This window comes from Domibacillus sp. F004 (genome assembly GCF_057814295.1).
Genome location: NZ_JBVATB010000006.1, coordinates 145,051 through 161,866 on the forward strand (window position 1 = coordinate 145,051; position 16,816 = coordinate 161,866).

The 16,816-nt window shown below is 38.8% G+C and carries 18 protein-coding genes and 1 pseudogene; 9 read left to right on the plus strand and 10 right to left on the minus strand.

The annotated features are described in order from the left end of the window. Positions 1 to 28: 28 nt before the first annotated feature. The 3 genes from ACZYRN_RS15185 to ACZYRN_RS15195 all read right to left on the minus strand — a co-directional run bounded on the left by ACZYRN_RS15185 (position 29) and on the right by ACZYRN_RS15195 (position 1,392). Positions 29 to 343 carry a cupin domain-containing protein gene (locus ACZYRN_RS15185; RefSeq protein WP_488912470.1) on the minus strand — a complete coding sequence of 105 codons (315 nt, stop codon included), beginning with the start codon at positions 341 to 343 and terminating at the stop codon, positions 29 to 31. A 98-nt stretch (positions 344 to 441) separates the two neighbouring features. Further along, the gene (locus tag ACZYRN_RS15190; RefSeq protein ID WP_488912471.1) at positions 442 to 1,017 is read right to left on the minus strand and encodes a beta-class carbonic anhydrase; all 576 of its coding nucleotides are present in this window, start codon (positions 1,015 to 1,017) and stop codon (positions 442 to 444) included. Between the two features lie 54 nt (positions 1,018 to 1,071). Beyond that, entirely contained in the window at positions 1,072 to 1,392 is a 321-nt protein-coding gene (locus ACZYRN_RS15195) for a thioredoxin family protein (RefSeq protein WP_488912472.1), read from the minus strand. Between the two features lie 80 nt (positions 1,393 to 1,472). On the opposite strand from ACZYRN_RS15195, the gene queF (ACZYRN_RS15200) reads away from it, so the two are divergent. Continuing rightward, the gene (gene queF, locus ACZYRN_RS15200) at positions 1,473 to 1,970 is read left to right on the plus strand and encodes a preQ(1) synthase (protein ID WP_488912473.1); all 498 of its coding nucleotides are present in this window, start codon (positions 1,473 to 1,475) and stop codon (positions 1,968 to 1,970) included. Positions 1,971 to 2,365: 395 nt separating this feature from the next. Here the strand turns inward: queF (ACZYRN_RS15200) and ACZYRN_RS15205 are convergent, their stop codons facing one another. Then, positions 2,366 to 3,001 carry a hypothetical protein gene (locus ACZYRN_RS15205; RefSeq protein WP_488912474.1) on the minus strand — a complete coding sequence of 212 codons (636 nt, stop codon included), beginning with the start codon at positions 2,999 to 3,001 and terminating at the stop codon, positions 2,366 to 2,368. Between the two features lie 512 nt (positions 3,002 to 3,513). Here ACZYRN_RS15205 and ACZYRN_RS15210 point away from each other — a divergent pair. Continuing rightward, on the plus strand, positions 3,514 to 3,753 hold the full coding sequence (locus ACZYRN_RS15210; protein ID WP_488912475.1) for a hypothetical protein: 240 nt from the start codon (positions 3,514 to 3,516) through the stop codon (positions 3,751 to 3,753). Between the two features lie 802 nt (positions 3,754 to 4,555). Here ACZYRN_RS15210 and ACZYRN_RS15215 read toward each other — a convergent pair. Next, a complete protein-coding gene (locus ACZYRN_RS15215) occupies positions 4,556 to 5,134 on the minus strand; it encodes a DUF3967 domain-containing protein (RefSeq protein WP_488912476.1) in 579 nt (192 codons plus the stop codon). Positions 5,135 to 5,301: 167 nt separating this feature from the next. Between ACZYRN_RS15215 and gerD the strand changes: the two genes are divergently transcribed. After that, positions 5,302 to 5,940 (plus strand): spore germination lipoprotein GerD, encoded by a 639-nt coding sequence (gene gerD / locus ACZYRN_RS15220; protein WP_488912477.1) that lies wholly within the window; start codon positions 5,302 to 5,304, stop codon positions 5,938 to 5,940. An 800-nt stretch (positions 5,941 to 6,740) separates the two neighbouring features. Here gerD and ACZYRN_RS15225 read toward each other — a convergent pair. After that, complete coding sequence (locus ACZYRN_RS15225; protein WP_488912478.1) at positions 6,741 to 7,097, minus strand: N-acetylmuramoyl-L-alanine amidase; 357 nt, start codon at positions 7,095 to 7,097, stop codon at positions 6,741 to 6,743. A gap of 36 nt (positions 7,098 to 7,133) precedes the next feature. Between ACZYRN_RS15225 and queF (ACZYRN_RS15230) the strand changes: the two are divergent. After that, a pseudogene (gene queF, locus ACZYRN_RS15230) lies at positions 7,134 to 7,630 on the plus strand (preQ(1) synthase). A 791-nt stretch (positions 7,631 to 8,421) separates the two neighbouring features. Here queF (ACZYRN_RS15230) and ACZYRN_RS15235 read toward each other — a convergent pair. After that, a complete protein-coding gene (locus ACZYRN_RS15235) occupies positions 8,422 to 9,504 on the minus strand; it encodes a hypothetical protein (protein WP_488912479.1) in 1,083 nt (360 codons plus the stop codon). A gap of 251 nt (positions 9,505 to 9,755) precedes the next feature. Here ACZYRN_RS15235 and ACZYRN_RS15240 point away from each other — a divergent pair, with 251 nt between their 5' ends. Both ACZYRN_RS15240 and ACZYRN_RS15245 read left to right on the plus strand, forming a co-directional pair. Further along, complete coding sequence (locus ACZYRN_RS15240) at positions 9,756 to 10,088, plus strand: PadR family transcriptional regulator (protein ID WP_488912480.1); 333 nt, start codon at positions 9,756 to 9,758, stop codon at positions 10,086 to 10,088. 1 nt (position 10,089) lies between these two features. Then, entirely contained in the window at positions 10,090 to 10,659 is a 570-nt protein-coding gene (locus tag ACZYRN_RS15245; RefSeq protein WP_488912481.1) for a hypothetical protein, read from the plus strand. Between the two features lie 74 nt (positions 10,660 to 10,733). Here ACZYRN_RS15245 and ACZYRN_RS15250 read toward each other — a convergent pair whose 3' ends face one another. Together ACZYRN_RS15250 and ACZYRN_RS15255 are read right to left on the minus strand one after the other, a co-directional pair. Then, positions 10,734 to 11,813 (minus strand): TDT family transporter, encoded by a 1,080-nt coding sequence (locus tag ACZYRN_RS15250; RefSeq protein ID WP_488912482.1) that lies wholly within the window; start codon positions 11,811 to 11,813, stop codon positions 10,734 to 10,736. A 110-nt stretch (positions 11,814 to 11,923) separates the two neighbouring features. Continuing rightward, positions 11,924 to 13,075, minus strand: a complete 1,152-nt coding sequence (locus ACZYRN_RS15255; RefSeq protein ID WP_488912483.1) for an MFS transporter — start codon at positions 13,073 to 13,075, stop codon at positions 11,924 to 11,926. Between the two features lie 161 nt (positions 13,076 to 13,236). Between ACZYRN_RS15255 and ACZYRN_RS15260 the strand changes: the two genes are divergently transcribed. After that, a complete protein-coding gene (locus ACZYRN_RS15260; protein ID WP_488912484.1) occupies positions 13,237 to 13,440 on the plus strand; it encodes a hypothetical protein in 204 nt (67 codons plus the stop codon). 173 nt (positions 13,441 to 13,613) lie between these two features. Here the strand turns inward: ACZYRN_RS15260 and ACZYRN_RS15265 are convergent, their stop codons facing one another. Further along, positions 13,614 to 13,814, minus strand: a complete 201-nt coding sequence (locus ACZYRN_RS15265) for a cold-shock protein (RefSeq protein ID WP_018395637.1) — start codon at positions 13,812 to 13,814, stop codon at positions 13,614 to 13,616. A gap of 195 nt (positions 13,815 to 14,009) precedes the next feature. On the opposite strand from ACZYRN_RS15265, the gene ACZYRN_RS15270 reads away from it, so the two are divergent. Next, positions 14,010 to 14,576 carry a TetR/AcrR family transcriptional regulator gene (locus tag ACZYRN_RS15270; protein WP_488912485.1) on the plus strand — a complete coding sequence of 189 codons (567 nt, stop codon included), beginning with the start codon at positions 14,010 to 14,012 and terminating at the stop codon, positions 14,574 to 14,576. Between the two features lie 90 nt (positions 14,577 to 14,666). Then, positions 14,667 to 16,763 (plus strand): MMPL family transporter, encoded by a 2,097-nt coding sequence (locus tag ACZYRN_RS15275; protein WP_488912486.1) that lies wholly within the window; start codon positions 14,667 to 14,669, stop codon positions 16,761 to 16,763. Positions 16,764 to 16,816: the final 53 nt, after the last annotated feature.

Genomic DNA, 16,816 nt, shown 5'->3' on the forward strand with positions numbered 1-16,816 from the left:
GCTGCAGGACAAGCCCTGCAGCTTTTTTTTAATCCTTGGCCAATACAACATACAAAGTGGTGTCCGCCTCGCTATCGTTTATAAAAGAAAAAACTTGAGAACCGCAGCAGTGAAGAAAGCTTCCGCATGTTGCAGATGATTTTTCTTCATCTAATGAAAAAGTGCCCTGTCCTTCCCATACAGTTACATACACATCAGCGTGAGGATGTGGATGCGGAGGAAGAGACTGACCAGGTTTGAAATTTAAAACAAAAGCTTGTGATTTTTCCCCGTTTTTAATAACGTTACGGCTGAATTGTTGATCGGAAAACTGAATGTAATCAGAAAGCGAATGCATTTTCATTTAAACTTCCTCCTTTTCTTTATTCTCGTATAAGGCGGGAATGAAATCCAATCTGAAAGGTATGCTTGGATTAGAAGAGGAATGAAAAAAAGCGGCCTTTAGAGGACCGCTTCTTTTTCATATCCATCGACAACGAGGTCGAGTTTGCCCGTAGCTGGATCAATGACAAGGCCATGTACAGGAATGTCTGCAACCATAAGCGGATGAGATTTTACCATGTTTACGCTATGGGTTACACTTTCTTCTACGCTACTGAAGCCTTCGAGCCAGTGATCGACATCAATACCGGCATGACGAAGCGTATCTATTACTTCCTGCTGAACACCACGCTCTTTCATTGCCCCTAACATCGCACTGCTTGAAAGAGAACTCATGCCGCAGTCATAGTGGCCAATGATTAACACTTCATCTGCCTGCAACTGGTACACGGCAACGAGCAGGCTGCGCATAATAGAACCAAATGGGTGATTGACGATGGCCCCGGCGTTACGGACAATTTTCACATCCCCGTTTTTAAAATTCATTGCTTCTGTGACAAGCTCAACAAGGCGTGTATCCATGCACGTTAAAACAACGACACGTTTATTAGGAAATTTTGTTGTAGTGAATTTTTCAAACTCCTTGTTTTCTACAAATGTTTTGTTAAACGATAAAATGTCTTTTAATAATGTCATGAAGGTTCTCTCCTTTCAACCTATTATTATTGTGAATCATTTCATAATTTCTTGTCAAATCATTTTTAGTGCATTTGAGATATTTTCTTTAAGTTTATCCATCGGGACAAAACGCGCCATACGAAATGATTCTTTCCCACGGATAAAGAAAATGACAGCGGGTGCGGAGAAAACCGTCAATTGACCGGCTATCTCAGGTGCTGCTGCTGTGTCTACATGAATTGCTATAACAGCTGAGAATTCAGTCATTAATGATTCAACTTGAGGCAGAAGAGCATGGCATACCGAACAGCTGGGACTGGATATATATAGTAAAACCGCTTCGTTTGATGAAAGAACATCTGAAAATTCTGTGTATGATGCCATCATGTACATTATTGCCGCTCCTTTATCTCATTGTAAATGATGTCTGCTATAATGAAAAGAAATGGGCTTTTTTGAAGGAGGATTCTGGCATGGCTGGACGAAGAGAAGACGAATTGAAAGACATTACACTGCTTGGCAACCAGGGCACAAAATATGTATTTGACTATGATCCATCTGTCCTTGAGACATTTGATAATAAGCACCAAAACCGTGATTATTTCGTGAAGTTTAACTGTCCGGAATTTACATCGCTTTGTCCAATGACAGGGCAGCCTGATTTCGCCACGATTTACATTAGCTATATTCCTGATGTGAAAATGGTCGAGAGCAAAGCATTAAAGCTCTATTTATTTAGTTTCCGTAACCATGGTGATTTTCATGAGGACTGCATGAACATTATTTTAAATGACCTCATTGAACTGATGGACCCGAGATACATTGAAGTATGGGGCAAATTTACGCCGCGTGGCGGGATTTCGATCGATCCGTACACAAACTACGGCAAGCCTGGCACGAAATATGAGAAGATGGCGGAGTACCGCATGATGAACCATGATCTGTATCCGGAGACGGTGGATAATCGGTAATTGGCAGGAAAACAAGCCTGGTCACACGAAATTGGCTGAAATGTGACCACGCATTATACGTAAAAAAAAGATATCTCCATTTGGAGGTATCTTTTTTTATTAACAACAAATATGTTTGTGATGAAATTGCTGGTCCTTTCCGTTATACGTCCTCTTATCGGCTGGCAATGACCGGGCATGAGTGCCAAAAGCTTATGAGACATAAAAACATCAATGTAACGATGCGATATGTTGCGATGTGGGGGAATGAATTGAGGGAGCAAAGTGATAAATACAATCCGCTCAATTGGTTAGACATTTAATTAACATAACTTTTAAAAAAGACTATAGATAAAAAATCCCTTAGGTTACCTGTGTCAAAAGGTAACCTGAGGTGCTATTTAGAAATAATAAAGTCATCCTTGCCGCTCGGGCTTGTACAGTAATCCTTTTTTATCTACTTGTTTTCTCAATTCTTCAGCGTAAGGAATATGAGGATCAATGGTAAATCGAACTGATTTTTGTCCTAATTTCATTATTCCATCTAACGAGGACAACTCTAAAAGTTCTTGTTTATATCCTTCTGTTTGTAATGCTTTAGCTATAATTATATCGAAATCATCCACAATTTCAGCAGAACATCTATTTACTCTTATGAAATGTTGCATTAAATCTTTCCATTGTTCCTTTGTCGAAACTAATTCAGTCCGTATGATATGTTGGAATGAATGACACTTTCTACAAATGAGTTGTATGTCTATCAAGTGGCACACCTTATTTACAAAATCGTATTCCTCTATTTCATGCAAATGAAGGTGCTTCATTTCTGTCTTGTGTTCAGGTTTCCAGCCGCAAACAGTACACTTTTCACCTTGCTGCTCTAATACAAAAGGACGCAATTTCTTTCCCCAGAAGTAACTGCTAACAGTGTTTCTTACTGTGTATCCATGAAACAGCGGAGGTTTAGCAGAAGGGAGCAATCTGAAGCCCGTTATGTCCAACTCCTCTAATTTTTTCTTTCTACTTGTTTTTGCCGCTCCTCTAATTTCCATAAAATCACCTATCTTATTAGCGTTACTGTACTAGAATTTTTCACTTGTTAGTAGTTCTTGTTCGTTTATGACTACTCATTGATTGAACAAGAATAAATACTTATATTATCGTCACTCATTATAAAAGGAATCCCATTTCATTTCCATTCGTTTATGAGGTGTATTTAAAAAGAGTGATTACATATTGTTCAAGGATTGATAGTAAGGTCAATCAAGAATTTAGTTTCAGAATTGTAAATGATAAAAGAGAACTTTCTGCTACTTGTACCGGAATAAGAGAAAGCTGCCATGATTGTTTTATCGTTTAAAATGGTTGCAGTAAGATATATTGCTAAGACTGAATTATCCTCAAAGTGATAATTCTTTTTTTATTTAGGAAACTTTTTTATAGGAACTATTACTAGCAAAAACCATTACACACTAGCTTTGGATAAGGTTCGAACATTGGAAGAATACAGTTTATATAAAACCAAAAAGGGTATATTCTACTTATATAAAGAGGGGGCCAAATAATGGAAGAGGATACTGAGTATGATTCTCTGCCACTGAATGTATTAGTTGGATTTTACTATTATATAAACAAAAATATTAAAAAAGGTATTTTGTCTAATGCTATGTATTATGAAATAAGATTGATACAACAAACAGCCCATAGAAGGGGCTTCTCTTTAGATTACTGTTATAAAAGAGGTACTTTGATGATTAAAATTGAAAAAAATAAAATAAGCCATTTTACAATAAATCATAGATGATCCACCATCCGACTTAATGGGGGTGGTTTTTTTATGTCCATTTGACTTATCCAATACTCTTCATTTTTGTAATCAAAACTAAATTCTTCTCCCCAGCCTACACGTTCTTGGAGTTCTATAAATGTTCTTCATCCAATTCGTCTTGTTAGCTTGATAAGAAAAGGAGTTTTTGCATTCACTCTCATTAGCCAGTCAATAATCTTACCATGATTCTATTTTCGATAAGTTCAAAACCAAAGTCAAGGGCATAAATGGAGTTTTCACACACATCTTATTCCGTTCGATTAGGTTTTGCTCTACCTTAATATAATATGATTTAAATGCCCATTCCCAACATAGAGGGGCTTTTAAAAATAGCTTTGTTAAATAACCCAGTTGATATTTGTATCTCGAGATGTAAAAAAATCCAAGGAATCTGCTATAATTCTTTCATGTAAATTTGCGGAGAGTGATGGCTAAAATGAAAGCTAACGAAATCCTTCAAATATATGAGAAGATGGCGGAGTACCGGATGATGAGCCATGATCTATATTCTAAAATGAAAGATAACCGGTAACAGGATCCAATCACAAGAAAATAGGATGAAATGTGACCAAAGCATTTAAAACGGGTTCTAGCAGGAGAAATCAATGAAGGATTTATGCATTGGGGGATTTGATTTACAAAAGAAAAAATAAAATGGATAAGTAGCCATACACGCACTGATTATCTAAAATCAGACTGTCTTTTCTTAAAGTATCAATCCACCAATAGCAATGAGGAGCGGCACAGATTATTAGTCCCTACATAGGCTAGGCGTATGTTAATGATTCCCCATCATAAATATCCTTTTAAACCAAGGCTCTTTCTTTTTTTCTTTTTCACTTCCTCGAGCAGAAAGCGATAATTTTTTTGCTTCTTGACTTACACGTAAGGATTCCATGAGTTGTTCGTCTCTACGTTTTACATTATCTTCAATGTATTTCTTTTTAGCATCGAATTTTTTAGATTGTGTTTCAAGCAGATTTAAAAGAATATCATTTAAAACCTTTTGTTTGGCAGATGCTTGCTTCTGTTCCCGAAGCACCATTTTAATATCTGAAACAATTTCGCCCATGTCGGCACTTACTATCTCACCTGATTCGCTCACAACATCAATGGGCATCGGGATAACAGACAAAGTGAGCAGCTTGTCTACTTCTTTATTCGTTTTGCCCTCCTTATACAACTCGTTAATTTTAGTGAATACATCTACGCAATCTTCATGCAGTTGAAGGGTTCCGTGTTCTTTTTTTATTTTCAGTAAATGTTTATGCATTAACATATATCCATCTAATATTTCGCTGGAAATATTTGTCTTTTTGCTAATTTCAGCTACTGTAAACCATCCGCCAACGTCCATAGGCTCACCTCCACATTATTGCCGCTCACCTATCATAATAAAACCAAGTGGGAGTAGTCAATTTCCTTTGTTGAGGGGTTTTGCCATAAAACCAACATTTTCCTTGTATAAACTCTTCTAACTAAATCAAAATATAAATAGCAAATGGAAAGGAGCTTGGATGAATTATGAAGAAATACTTGCTCCTCATGATTCTAACATTGTCAATAGTTAGTATACTGATCTCTGGCTGTGCACCTAAAGAGGAATCCGCAGGTCAAATGGATTATGAGGAAACAAAGAAAATGGTCGTTGATATATTAAAAACAGATGATGGGAAAACAGCCCTCCAGGAAGCAATGAAAGATGAAAAAATGAAGCAGGTTCTTGTCATGGATCAGAAGATAGTAACGGATACGATTCAAACTACCTTAACATCGGATAAAGGGATAGAGTTTTGGCAAAAGGTCTTTGAGGATCCTAAATTTGCTGAAAGCTTTGCAAAAAGCATACAAAAAGAACATGAAAAAGTAATAAAAGGTTTAATGAAAGATCCTGACTATCGGAAAATGCTTATAGAAGTTTTCCAAGATCCTGAAATGCAAAAAACGCTGCAAACTTCAATGAAAAGCCAAGAATTCAGGAAACACCTTCAAGAAGTGATAACGGAGACATTATCAAGTCCTCTATATAAAACAAAAATAGAGGAAGCCTTATTAAAAGCTGCTGAAGAGACTGGAAAGCAAGGCGGACAATCTTCTGATCAAGAGAGCAGTGGTGGTGGTCAAGGGTCAGGTGGTGATCAAGGGTCAGGTGGCGGAAGCTAAAACTACCTTGTCAATAACTTAAAGACCTGCATGGAATTGATAAAAAGAGAAAAGACATATTTACAACATTATTGGCTGAACATATATTTCGGTCAAGCTGGATAAAGCTACAAAGAAAAAGTCATTATTTAAGAAATGAAAGAGCCACGAATGATATGAGTATTTCCGGATATTGATAAATGGATCAGCATACTAAAAAGCACAATTATGACACGTCAGCTACTGGCGTGTTTTTTATCGTTGTAATAATTAATGCCTAGGAATAATGAATAAATTGTTAATTATACCTTGAGAAAATATGATGAAATAGTCCTTTTTACAGATTTTCCGAACGGGAAAGCCCGTCGTCTTTAGACGGGGGATGAGAGTGAGGTCGAACGAGGCGTGTTTTTGGCACGTCAATCGTTCGAATTTTTTGTTTTTTTGACGCTTATCTCTTGTTTAAGGAACGTATATTCTGTTGTGATGAACGTATCGAGTGAGGAAGGGGGCACCCATATGTTTGTCACACATACCTTTCGAATTCCTTATGATTCAAACGTATACGATGAATTAAGGATGATGCAGCGGGAAGCCGCATCCGTATGGAATGATATCGTTTGAGAAGCAACTTCTTATTATTTCACGTGTAAAAAGTGGCTGAGTAAAACAGAAATCCAATCTATTCGAAAACAAACCTACGATCTTCATTCTCAAACGGTTCAAGCGATTGCGGATAAGTATGTGGCGAACCGTGAAACGATTCGGCAGCTACGAAAAACGGACAAAAAAGCCAACTATCCCTGGCGGAGAAAGTACTATTATTGTATCCCGTTAAAATCGGTCGATCTTGTCATTATAACGGTGGCCACGTCTTGTTGAAGTTTTTTGGCCAAATGTTCAGCTGTTTGTAACGTTATATTTTTTTCGATTGTTCCTTGCGCGCCCGTTGTCCCACCGTCTATTCCACCATGTCCAGGGTCAAGAATGATTACTTTTCCATTTAAACTGTTCGAATCCCTTGTTGCCGGCTTCGTCTCATTAGAAGAAGAAACTACCCAGCTGGCGACATATGCCTCGTTTCCATTTACTAAGCTGATTTTGTACCATTCGCCTTCTCGTCCTGTAATCGGATAACGTTCTCCCGGTGATCCTTGTGTAATAACAGATGAAGACAATGAAAAGAAATTAACTTTTTGAAGGAGGGTTCTGGCATGACTGGAAGAAGGGAAGACGAATTGAAAGACATTACATTGCTCGGCAACCAGGGCACAAACTATGTATTTGACTATGACCCATCTGTCCTTGAGACATTTGATAATAAGCATCAAAACCGTGATTATTTCGTAAAGTTCAACTGTCCGGAATTTACATCGCTTTGCCCAATGACAGGGCGGCCTGATTTCGCGACAATTTACATTAGCTACATTCCTGATGTGAAAATGGTCGAAAGCAAAGCATTAAAGCTCTATTTATTTAGTTTCCGCAATCATGGTGATTTCCATGAGGACTATATGAACATCATCATGAATGACCTCATCGAACTAATGAATCCCCGCTATATTGAAGTATGGGGGAAATTCACACCGCGTGGCGGCTATGCATTGACCCGTATACGAATTACGGGCGTCCAGGGACAAAGTATGAGAAGATGGCGGATTACCGGATGATGAATCATGATCTGTATCCGGAGACGGTAGATAACAGGTAATGGAGTGGTGGTCACACAAAATCGGCTCGGAATGTGACCACGGCAATCATGTGTAAGAAAGAGGTGTCTTAATAGGACATCTCTTTTTTTATCCTAATTACTACACACATCTATCATCAAACCCTCGTAAAGTGAACGTTTATGAGACTGTTCTTGTTCAACTAAAGGGGCAGGGAGATTTCGCTTTCTATATTGAGAGAGGTTAGTTGAACAAAAAATGAGGTGAATTATGACTCAAGCATCGACAGAATACCATGCTTTTATAAAAGAAATATTAGAACATATAAAGTTTTGACAGAAAAAAATGAACAAGGTTTTACAAGCACAATAAATACATATGCAGAAAAAGGAATGCCCTTCTTATCATAAGGAACAAATGCAGAGAAAGTAATCAAAAATGCACCTATGTATAGTGAGTTCAAATAAAAAGATACTACAATAAATGGCTAACTGGTCTCGAGTAGATAGATTATTTGTTGGGCTGAAAAAAACAACACGTTATGGTTAAAAACCAAATGAAATAATTGAACGAATAAAATACGAATTGTACCTACATACCTATATCTGTCGTAGCCTTGTTTAAGGATGTTGAATGGAAACCAATTTCTCACACAGTAGTGGAATCACTTGATGATGTACGATAATGGCATGATTTGAAATCCCCAGTGTAGCTTTTTATCATTAAGGATGAACCATATAGCAAGAACGATCTATAAATTATATACAATAATCGTTAAATAGAGGCTGGATCAGAACCAGCCTCTATTTATCAACTGTATAATAAGGATTTATTAAGTTGTGTATATAACTGATGCCGCTCCAAAAAAGATATCAGAGCCATACGTATCTGTAGCTCCTGTACGATCTATAGTAAAGTATGCCCAGTCTCCTGGTTGTGCTTGAGTTGTAGGCATTAAATTAATATCGATTCGGAAATGTCTAACCGTTGAAGCATTGGGTGGTGCGGTTACTACACCAGAATTTTGTGCTGATACTTCATACATTCCAAGGTCTTGTCCGTTCGATTTGAAGTCGGCTCTTACTCTAAGGTTTACTGTACCTCCAGTACCGTTTTGTCGCATGAGGAAGAAGTGTACCTGTACTAACATTGGCGTACCTGCAGTATATGAGTTGGGAACCTTAAATTGAATGTCAATGACATCCTCAGAATTTCTTTTTATAGGATATCCCACCACTCTTCCATGATCGTTAGTAGCAGGATATTTATAGAGTTCGTTAGTTGGGTCGAAACTACCTTTATTAAAAACATCTTGTATCGTGAACACGAGTTCAACTTCACCTATTCCAGGAGGTCCTTGCTCACCTTGGATCCCTTGCTCGCCTTGAATCCCTTGCTCACCTTGGATCCCTTGCTCGCCTTGAATCCCTTGTTCGCCTTGAATCCCTTGCTCGCCTTGAATCCCTTGCTCGCCTTGCTCACCTTGAATCCCTTGCTCGCCTTGGATCCCTTGCTCGCCTTGGATCCCTTGCTCACCTTGAATCCCTTGCTCGCCTTGGATCCCTTGCTCACCTTGCTCGCCTTGAATCCCTTGCTCACCTTGCTCGCCTTGAATCCCTTGCTCACCTTGCTCGCCTTGAATCCCTTGCTCACCTTGCTCGCCTTGAATCCCTTGCTCACCTTGCTCGCCTTGAATCCCTTGCTCACCTTGAATCCCTTGCTCGCCTTGCTCGCCTTGAATCCCTTGCTCACCTTGAATCCCTTGCTCGCCGCGCAGTCCTCGAGGTCCTTGCTCACCTTGTTCCCCCTGAGGTCCTTGCTTACCCCTCGGTCCAGGGGGACCAGGGGGACAAACACACTCACAACACTCACAATACTCACAGCACTCACAACTATGATATCGATGATGTCCCATATATATATTCACCTCCTTTATTATTCTCTTTAGTATATGTATAGATTAAGATACGGATTGGACTATAATAATAGGCCTGTTTGTGAAATGAAAAAATAGTTTACCAAATACACCGAGTGGGCAAACCGTTGATACATCAATGTTTATAGAGGGAGTTTAGTTAAGCAATAATTCAACATAGACACAGGATAAAGAAATTAATTTTCTTATACCTTTCTTTAAAGTAATGTATAGGTAAAGGAGGGCAAGGCTTGAAAGTTGATAAGGAAATATTACGAGGATATATCGATACAATTATATTAAGCTTGCTTTACCATAATGATATGTATGGTTATGATTTGATCAGAGAAGTTAAGAAACAAAGTCAGAATTCATTCGAAATAAAAGAAGGGACGTTATATCTCTCATTTAAACGTCTTGAGAAAAATGGGTATGTTACAAGCTATTGGCAAGAAGGGAGTGCAGCTGCAAGGAGGAAATATTATCATCTTACGAATGCTGGACGAGCGTACCTTAGCCATAAAAAAGAGGAATGGCTATTTATGAAACAATTAATAGATCAATTTTTAGATGGAGTTGAATAACGTGACTTTAAATAAAGATACAGAAAAAAAGATCAACCAATTTGTTAAGATAAATACAGAGTTAAACGCAACAGATAATGAGGAACTAACGTACTTTGAAAAACTTGTCCTACATGCTAATAAAACATTAGGAGAAGCGAAGAAGACTGCAGCTAAATTTAAATGGACATCGCAAAAAAACCAAGAAGCACAGGAAGATTTAATAAGCTATATGACCGATTATATTCAGGATTTGGTTGTAGAGGATGGTATATCCGAGACCGATGCTTTTGAAAAGGCAAAAAGGACTTTTGCCGTTGAAAACCCGGAAAATCCATTGTTAGATAGCAATGCCAAATGGTTGCATCATTTCGAACCAAATGTTGAGGAAGCAATCGGTTTATATTATGCTGCGTTCATGTTTATTGGTTTAACATTGGGTACATTGCTGGGTGCTATTTTGCAGATGGTTGTTTTAAAAGAAGAGATCGGTTTATTGTTCTTTATTGTTACTGGATTTGGATTGATGTTAGGTCTTGCAGTTGGAATGTTGAAAAATGCAAAAATTAGCCTGAATCGAAACTGTTTATGATAATTAAAAAAGTCAGTGACAATTGAACTGGCTAGGGACACCCCCGTCTTTTTTCTTAAAGTTCACTTACTTCTTTAGAGTTGAGCGGGGGATTTCCTATATGTTTTAAGTAAAAAGTGTAAACATAATAAACATTCAATAAGAAATAGAATGAGAATGATCCATATTCCAATCATCATGACCATGTTCTGAATCAGTGAAATCAATAATGAGTTTGGCTCTATTAAAAAAGTAAATGTATAAAACATGCCAAAAGTAAAGAGACGGCTCCATTGTGTGACATCGTAAATGAAGATACCTTGTTTAAGTCCATAGCATTTAATACGTTTCAAAAGTCGATAAACCTCAAGTGATTCAACGATAAAGAAAGCAGACGCTGCAAAAATCCAAAGAATGATAACACTTTGGTTACTCACCGCATGTGAAACGATGCTTGCGAGACCAGTAATGGACAATGCCCCATGTAAAATACAGTTTGTATTATTCCAATCTGCTTCCATTGACCAGGAGACCGTACGGGAACTGTAACGTTTTAATATGAAAAAGCTGCTAAGGAAATAAAAGCATAATCCTAATGTTAAAAGGAAGAGATTCATAGTTGTTGGGATTCCAAGGTAGACGGTATTCAATAAGATCACGATGGACTGTGTGCTGACTGTTGTTAAAAGAAGAATCCCATGGATACGTTCGGATAGCTGATTGTGATATATATCGTAAAACCCTCTTATACATATACTAATATAAATGATCCATAGACCAAAATTAACATAAGAAATGAATTGGGCGATAAAAGTCCATTCTATAAGCTGTTGATAGAGGATGGTTCCGCAAATGGAAGTGCCGGCTATCCATGTTCCTATTCCAAATCTATTGATCGGATGGATGTAATGAATGTTTATAAACTTTTTATGGAAAAACGTCAGGATCAAGGAAAATGAAAAAGAAATCCACAAACCGATGACTAGAACGCTAAGTAATTTTCCATAAACCCCATAAAAAAATGAAGGGCCAAAAAAATTCAAAACGACACCTTCAGTAATAATGCCTAAAGTCATGACAGCGGCCATTGTCGATGTTTTAATATATACTTTATTTAAAATGAAAGAAGAGATCGTACAGCTGCAAAAGGCGAGAAGAAGAAAAAAGTAAAACACTGTTATCACCGCACAAAAGAATTTTAAGTCATTTATTTTTAAAAAGGTTAATGCTATTATCAAGGCTTATGTAAAAAACGCCGCAGTAAGACTTCCTCAGAAGGGAAGTCTTATTTCGCTTGTATCATATAGAAACGATACATGCCAAAAGCGGCGATGGATAAAATGATGCCGAGTATATACGGCAAACCGATAGCGAGGGAGAAGAGCCAGCCGCCTAAAGGGGGGCCGATAATTCTTCCGAGTGAATCAAAAGATGAAAGCATCCCAGTTGCACTGCCGTGCCCAGCCGTTGATACTTTTGTCATTAACGCAGAGACACTTGGACGGATGAAACCGTTTCCGATGCCAAAGACTGTAAGGAAAAAGGCGGCGGTCGTAAAGCTATTGACGAATAAAATAAGTCCGAATCCAATTGCTGAAATAAGGATACCAAGCTGAATCGTCATTCCTTCACCGTATTTCTTCGTCAGTCTGCCGACAAGCCCCCCTTGCACGATTGCACCAGCGAGACCCATAATCATGAAAATGTAACCGAGTTCAACGATCCCTATCTCCGCTTTTTGTGCTGCATAATACGCAAATGTTGCTTCTAATCCGGCTAGAGAGAGGGAGACAAACAATTGAAGGAACAAAAGAATCGAGATAGGTCCATTAAATACCTGCTTCAGTGATGTTTTTTTTGCACTATGCTGCCCTCTTTGTTCAATAGGCAATGATTCCTTTAGAAAAAATAAAACGATTAAAAATGTTAAAAGGGAGGAACCACCCGCAAGGTAAAAAGGAAGAGCTAAACTTGATTCTGAAAAAATTCCGCCGATTGCTGGTCCGAAAATAAAGCCGAGCCCGATTGCTGCGCCAATGATGCCCATTCCTTTTCCACGGTCTTCTGGCAAGGTGATGTCCGCCACATATGCCATAACGGCCGGCATATTTGCAGAAGATAAAAAGCCTCCGATTATTCTTGCTGCAAATAGCATCCAAAGTGCAGAAGAAGCCGCCATTAAGAAAAAGGAAATAGCAAGCCCAAAAATACCAATTAGAATAACTCGTTTTCGTCCGATACGATCGGACAGACGCCCCCACATAGGTGCAAATAAAAGTTGCATAACCGAATATGCTGCCATAAGAAGGCCAAGCTGAGCAGGGGAAGCCCCGATATTCTCAGCGTAAAACGGCAAAACGGGGATAATAATGCCAAAGCCGACCATGACGAGAAACATGACGGCAAATAAAATGGACAATGATTTCTTCGTTTCCAATGTAATGTTCACTCCAATACTCGAAAAGAATATATACTACTAGAAGTGTACCATATCAAAATCATATAAGTGCAGCGATGGTGAATCATGATTTGAAGATGGAAACCGTCGATAATCATTGTTATACTGTACTCATCAAATATGCTAAGGAGGATTTTATTATGACTGAATCGAATATGAAAAATGAAACAGAAGCACCGAAGAAGAAAATGACGCTGCAAGAAGCAATGAAACAAAAACTTGAAGAGAAAAAAGCACAGGCAGCAGGCGGCAGACAATTAGGACACGCTGCACAAACAACAAAAAAAATGAAAAGCCAGCAAACAAAAAAGGTAAGTAATTCACGCAGAAAAATGGGTGTATAAAAAGTGAGGAAACGCGGGCCTTAGGAAGAAGGTAGGCTATACCGAACATATCATTTTGTAATGCACTTTCATATGAATCCCTTATTCAATTATTGAGCAGGGGATTCTTACTGTATTAAAGAAATAAAAAACAGACTCTCATAAGAGAATCTGTGAATATATATTAGTTTAAATTATGCTTTTTGTACGTTAGTTGCTTGCGGTCCGCGTTGGCCGTCTTCAACTTCGAAAGTTACTGCTTGGCCTTCGTCTAGTGATTTGTAGCCTTCACCTTGAATAGCAGAGAAATGAACGAATACGTCGTCTCCTGCTTCGCGTTCGATAAAACCAAAACCTTTTTCTGCATTAAACCATTTTACTTTACCTTGTTCCATTTGTATATCCTCCTCGTGCGTTATGCACATATCGTATTACTATCCTTGCTCAAATCATTCAAACGGAAAGTTATCGTACCGAACAAAAATAATTCTTTTTTAGAATAACAGAAATTGTAACGTATTGCAAGAGTAGGTAAAATAAAAGTTCGAAAAAGAAGAATGGATAGTCAAATATGAAAGGGGGAGCCCGCCGTGGGAAGAAAAAGGATATACACAGAAGAGGAACTGCTCGATAAGGCCGAAATGCTTATTGTTCAAAATGGTTATAGCGGTTTCCATTTAAAGATGCTAGCCAGTCATTTGCCAGGCACGCGCAGCACCATTTATCAATATTATGCCAATAAAGAAGAAATAGCCGCGGCATGCATGAAGAGAGCCATGGTAAGAGCACTTATTAAAACGGGAACAGTAGATGAAACAGATCCGATTGAAGCGCTTAAACAGTTGCTTCGAGTATACATGGAAGAGGCTGATCTTCATTATTTTCTAGGTGATGCGCGTAAAATAGATGTGTCACAGTCAAAAAAAGCGGCGCAAAACGTCGGGGAAGTATTAGCTATGCTCAAACATTTGCGCGGGCAGCTGGATTTATTGTTTGATCGAGCACAGAAACAAGGGACAATTCGATCTGATGTGCCGGTTTCGCTTATGGCAGGCCTTTTTTTTCAGCTGATTAACACGCCAAATACATTACATCTGCCTTCTCATGAGTGGGCTGACTATTTATTTACAGTATGGTATGAAGGAAGCGGGGCATAATACTGCCTCTTTTTTACACGTTTAATTTGACATAAGTGTCAAAAATAAATTTAAATGAACGTAGTACTTATTTTTTAGGAGGAGACTGCGGTGAAAAAAGTATTCTGGCCATTAACAGATTGGGTCGCTACAAAAAAAGGAATGTGGAGTGTTCTAGCAGTTTGGGTTCTGGCTATTGGACTGCTAAGCATATTAGCCCCGAGTTCGAATGAATACAAGTCCAATTCATTTGATTCTTTGCCGGAAGATGCGGCATCGATTGAAGCAGCAAAAAAAGCAGAAGAGTATTTCCCTGATGATGGCGGCGTTCCTGCAATCATTGTCTTTAATAGTGAAAAAGGAAAGGTAGAGGCGAAAGGCGTTTCAAAGGCGCTCGCTGCGATTGAAAAAGAAGTGGATGGACTGACAAGTGCGGTGCCATTTACTCAGCTTCCGCCGCCTGCACAAGCTGAATTTTTCTCGAAAGATCGTTCTGCAGCAGCTATTCCGGTTGTTTTTCAAGAAGGATTCGACAGCAGTGATTTTGAACCGCGCATTGAGGCTATGACATCGATTGCGATTCAAGAATCCGGTCAAGAGGTGTATATTACAGGACCTGCAGCTATCGCGACGGATACCACTGCTTTATTTTCACGTGCGGATGTTGTACTAATATTGTCAACGGTTGGTCTTATTTTAGTCCTTTTAATCATCATTTACCGTTCGCCGCTATTAGCAGTTATTCCTCTTTTAGCTTCTGGTTTCGTCTATGCGGTGACCGACCGGATTCTAGGTCTTTACGGAGCAGCAGGACTTGAAATGAGCAGCCAGTCTTTATCGATTATGACCATTTTGTTATTTGCGGCCGTCACAGATTACTCCTTATTTGTACTAGCCCGTTTTAGAGAAGAGCTGAAACATCAAGAAAGCAAATACGATGCGATGAAATATGCAATGCGTGAAACAGGAGAGCCCGTCTTTTTCTCAGGTGGTACTGTACTTGCAGCTATGCTAATGCTCTTTTTTGCGGTGATCCGTGATTATCAAAGTTTCGCGCCGTTATTTGCCACTGCAATGGGTGTCATTATGATTGCCTCTATTACACTTGTGCCTGCCTTATTCACATTGTTTGGGAGAAGATCATTCTGGCCGAAAGTACCAAAAGCTGGAGTGGAAACGGAAAAAGAAAATGGTCTTTGGCACCGTATTGGCCAATTTGTCACGAATAAGCCGGCATTGTCAGGTGGGATTGTCTTATTATTTTTAATCATTTCATCATTGAATGTATTCAACCTCCAATATGAATTTGATACGTTAAAATCATTCCCAGACGATATGCCATCACTTATAGGATATAACATAATTGATGAGAAATTTTCAGCAGGAGATTTGTCGCCGACAACGGTTATTGTAGAAGGAACCGATAATGCGGCTGCCGTCACAGATGTTTTAGCCCGGCAGGATGGGGTGCTTTCAGCAAGGCTTTTGGCCTCGAATGGAGCAGAAGACGCGCATGAAATAACCATTGCGTTTGAAACGAGTCCGTATGATGCAGCATCACTCGATACGCTCGCCAATTTACGTGAGAATGAAGCAAAGATAATGGAAGCAGCTAATGTAGAGGGGAAATTGTATTTTGCGGGCGAAACAGCAGAAAAGCTAGATGATCGTGAATTGAATAACCGTGATTTACTAGTTATTGTGTTAATTGAAATTATGCTGCTGTTCGTGATGCTTATTGTACTCACGCGCTCATGGAAAATGCCTCTTTATATGGTTGGAACCATTGTGCTTTCGTTTTTATCGGCACTCGGCCTTGGATTGTTTTTAATTGATCTTCTATTCAACATTGAGGCGATCAGTACGCGTGTTCCTCTTTATTCATTTGTATTTTTAGTGGCACTAGGAATTGACTACAATATCATTCTCGTTTCACGTTACATGGAAGAACGCGAGAAACATCCATTGAAGAAAGCAGTCGAAATTGCGGTGACGAAAACAGGCGGTGTTATTTCATCCGCTGGTGTTATATTAGCCGCGACGTTCGCTGTATTAATGACACAGCCGATAGAAATATTATTCGTTTTCGGATTTATTGTGGCCGTAGGAATTTTGATTGATACTTTTTTTGTGCGAGGACTCTTACTGCCAGCGTTAATATTGTTTTTTGAAAAGAAAAAGGAACAGGTGTCTGTGAGAAATCGCTAATCTGTTTTCAGGATGCTGTCAATAACAAAAAAGAATCCCGCCACGTCGGCGGG

Coding starts and splice junctions, on each gene's coding strand:
- ACZYRN_RS15185 (WP_488912470.1), bottom strand. CDS start 343: ATGAAAATGCATTCGCTTTCTGATTACATTCAGTTTTCCGATCAACAA.
- ACZYRN_RS15190 (WP_488912471.1), bottom strand. CDS start 1,017: ATGACATTATTAAAAGACATTTTATCGTTTAACAAAACATTTGTAGAA.
- ACZYRN_RS15195 (WP_488912472.1), bottom strand. CDS start 1,392: ATGTACATGATGGCATCATACACAGAATTTTCAGATGTTCTTTCATCA.
- queF (WP_488912473.1), top strand. CDS start 1,473: ATGGCTGGACGAAGAGAAGACGAATTGAAAGACATTACACTGCTTGGC.
- ACZYRN_RS15205 (WP_488912474.1), bottom strand. CDS start 3,001: ATGGAAATTAGAGGAGCGGCAAAAACAAGTAGAAAGAAAAAATTAGAG.
- ACZYRN_RS15210 (WP_488912475.1), top strand. CDS start 3,514: ATGGAAGAGGATACTGAGTATGATTCTCTGCCACTGAATGTATTAGTT.
- ACZYRN_RS15215 (WP_488912476.1), bottom strand. CDS start 5,134: ATGGACGTTGGCGGATGGTTTACAGTAGCTGAAATTAGCAAAAAGACA.
- gerD (WP_488912477.1), top strand. CDS start 5,302: ATGAAGAAATACTTGCTCCTCATGATTCTAACATTGTCAATAGTTAGT.
- ACZYRN_RS15235 (WP_488912479.1), bottom strand. CDS start 9,504: ATGGGACATCATCGATATCATAGTTGTGAGTGCTGTGAGTATTGTGAG.
- ACZYRN_RS15260 (WP_488912484.1), top strand. CDS start 13,237: ATGACTGAATCGAATATGAAAAATGAAACAGAAGCACCGAAGAAGAAA.
- ACZYRN_RS15265 (WP_018395637.1), bottom strand. CDS start 13,814: ATGGAACAAGGTAAAGTAAAATGGTTTAATGCAGAAAAAGGTTTTGGT.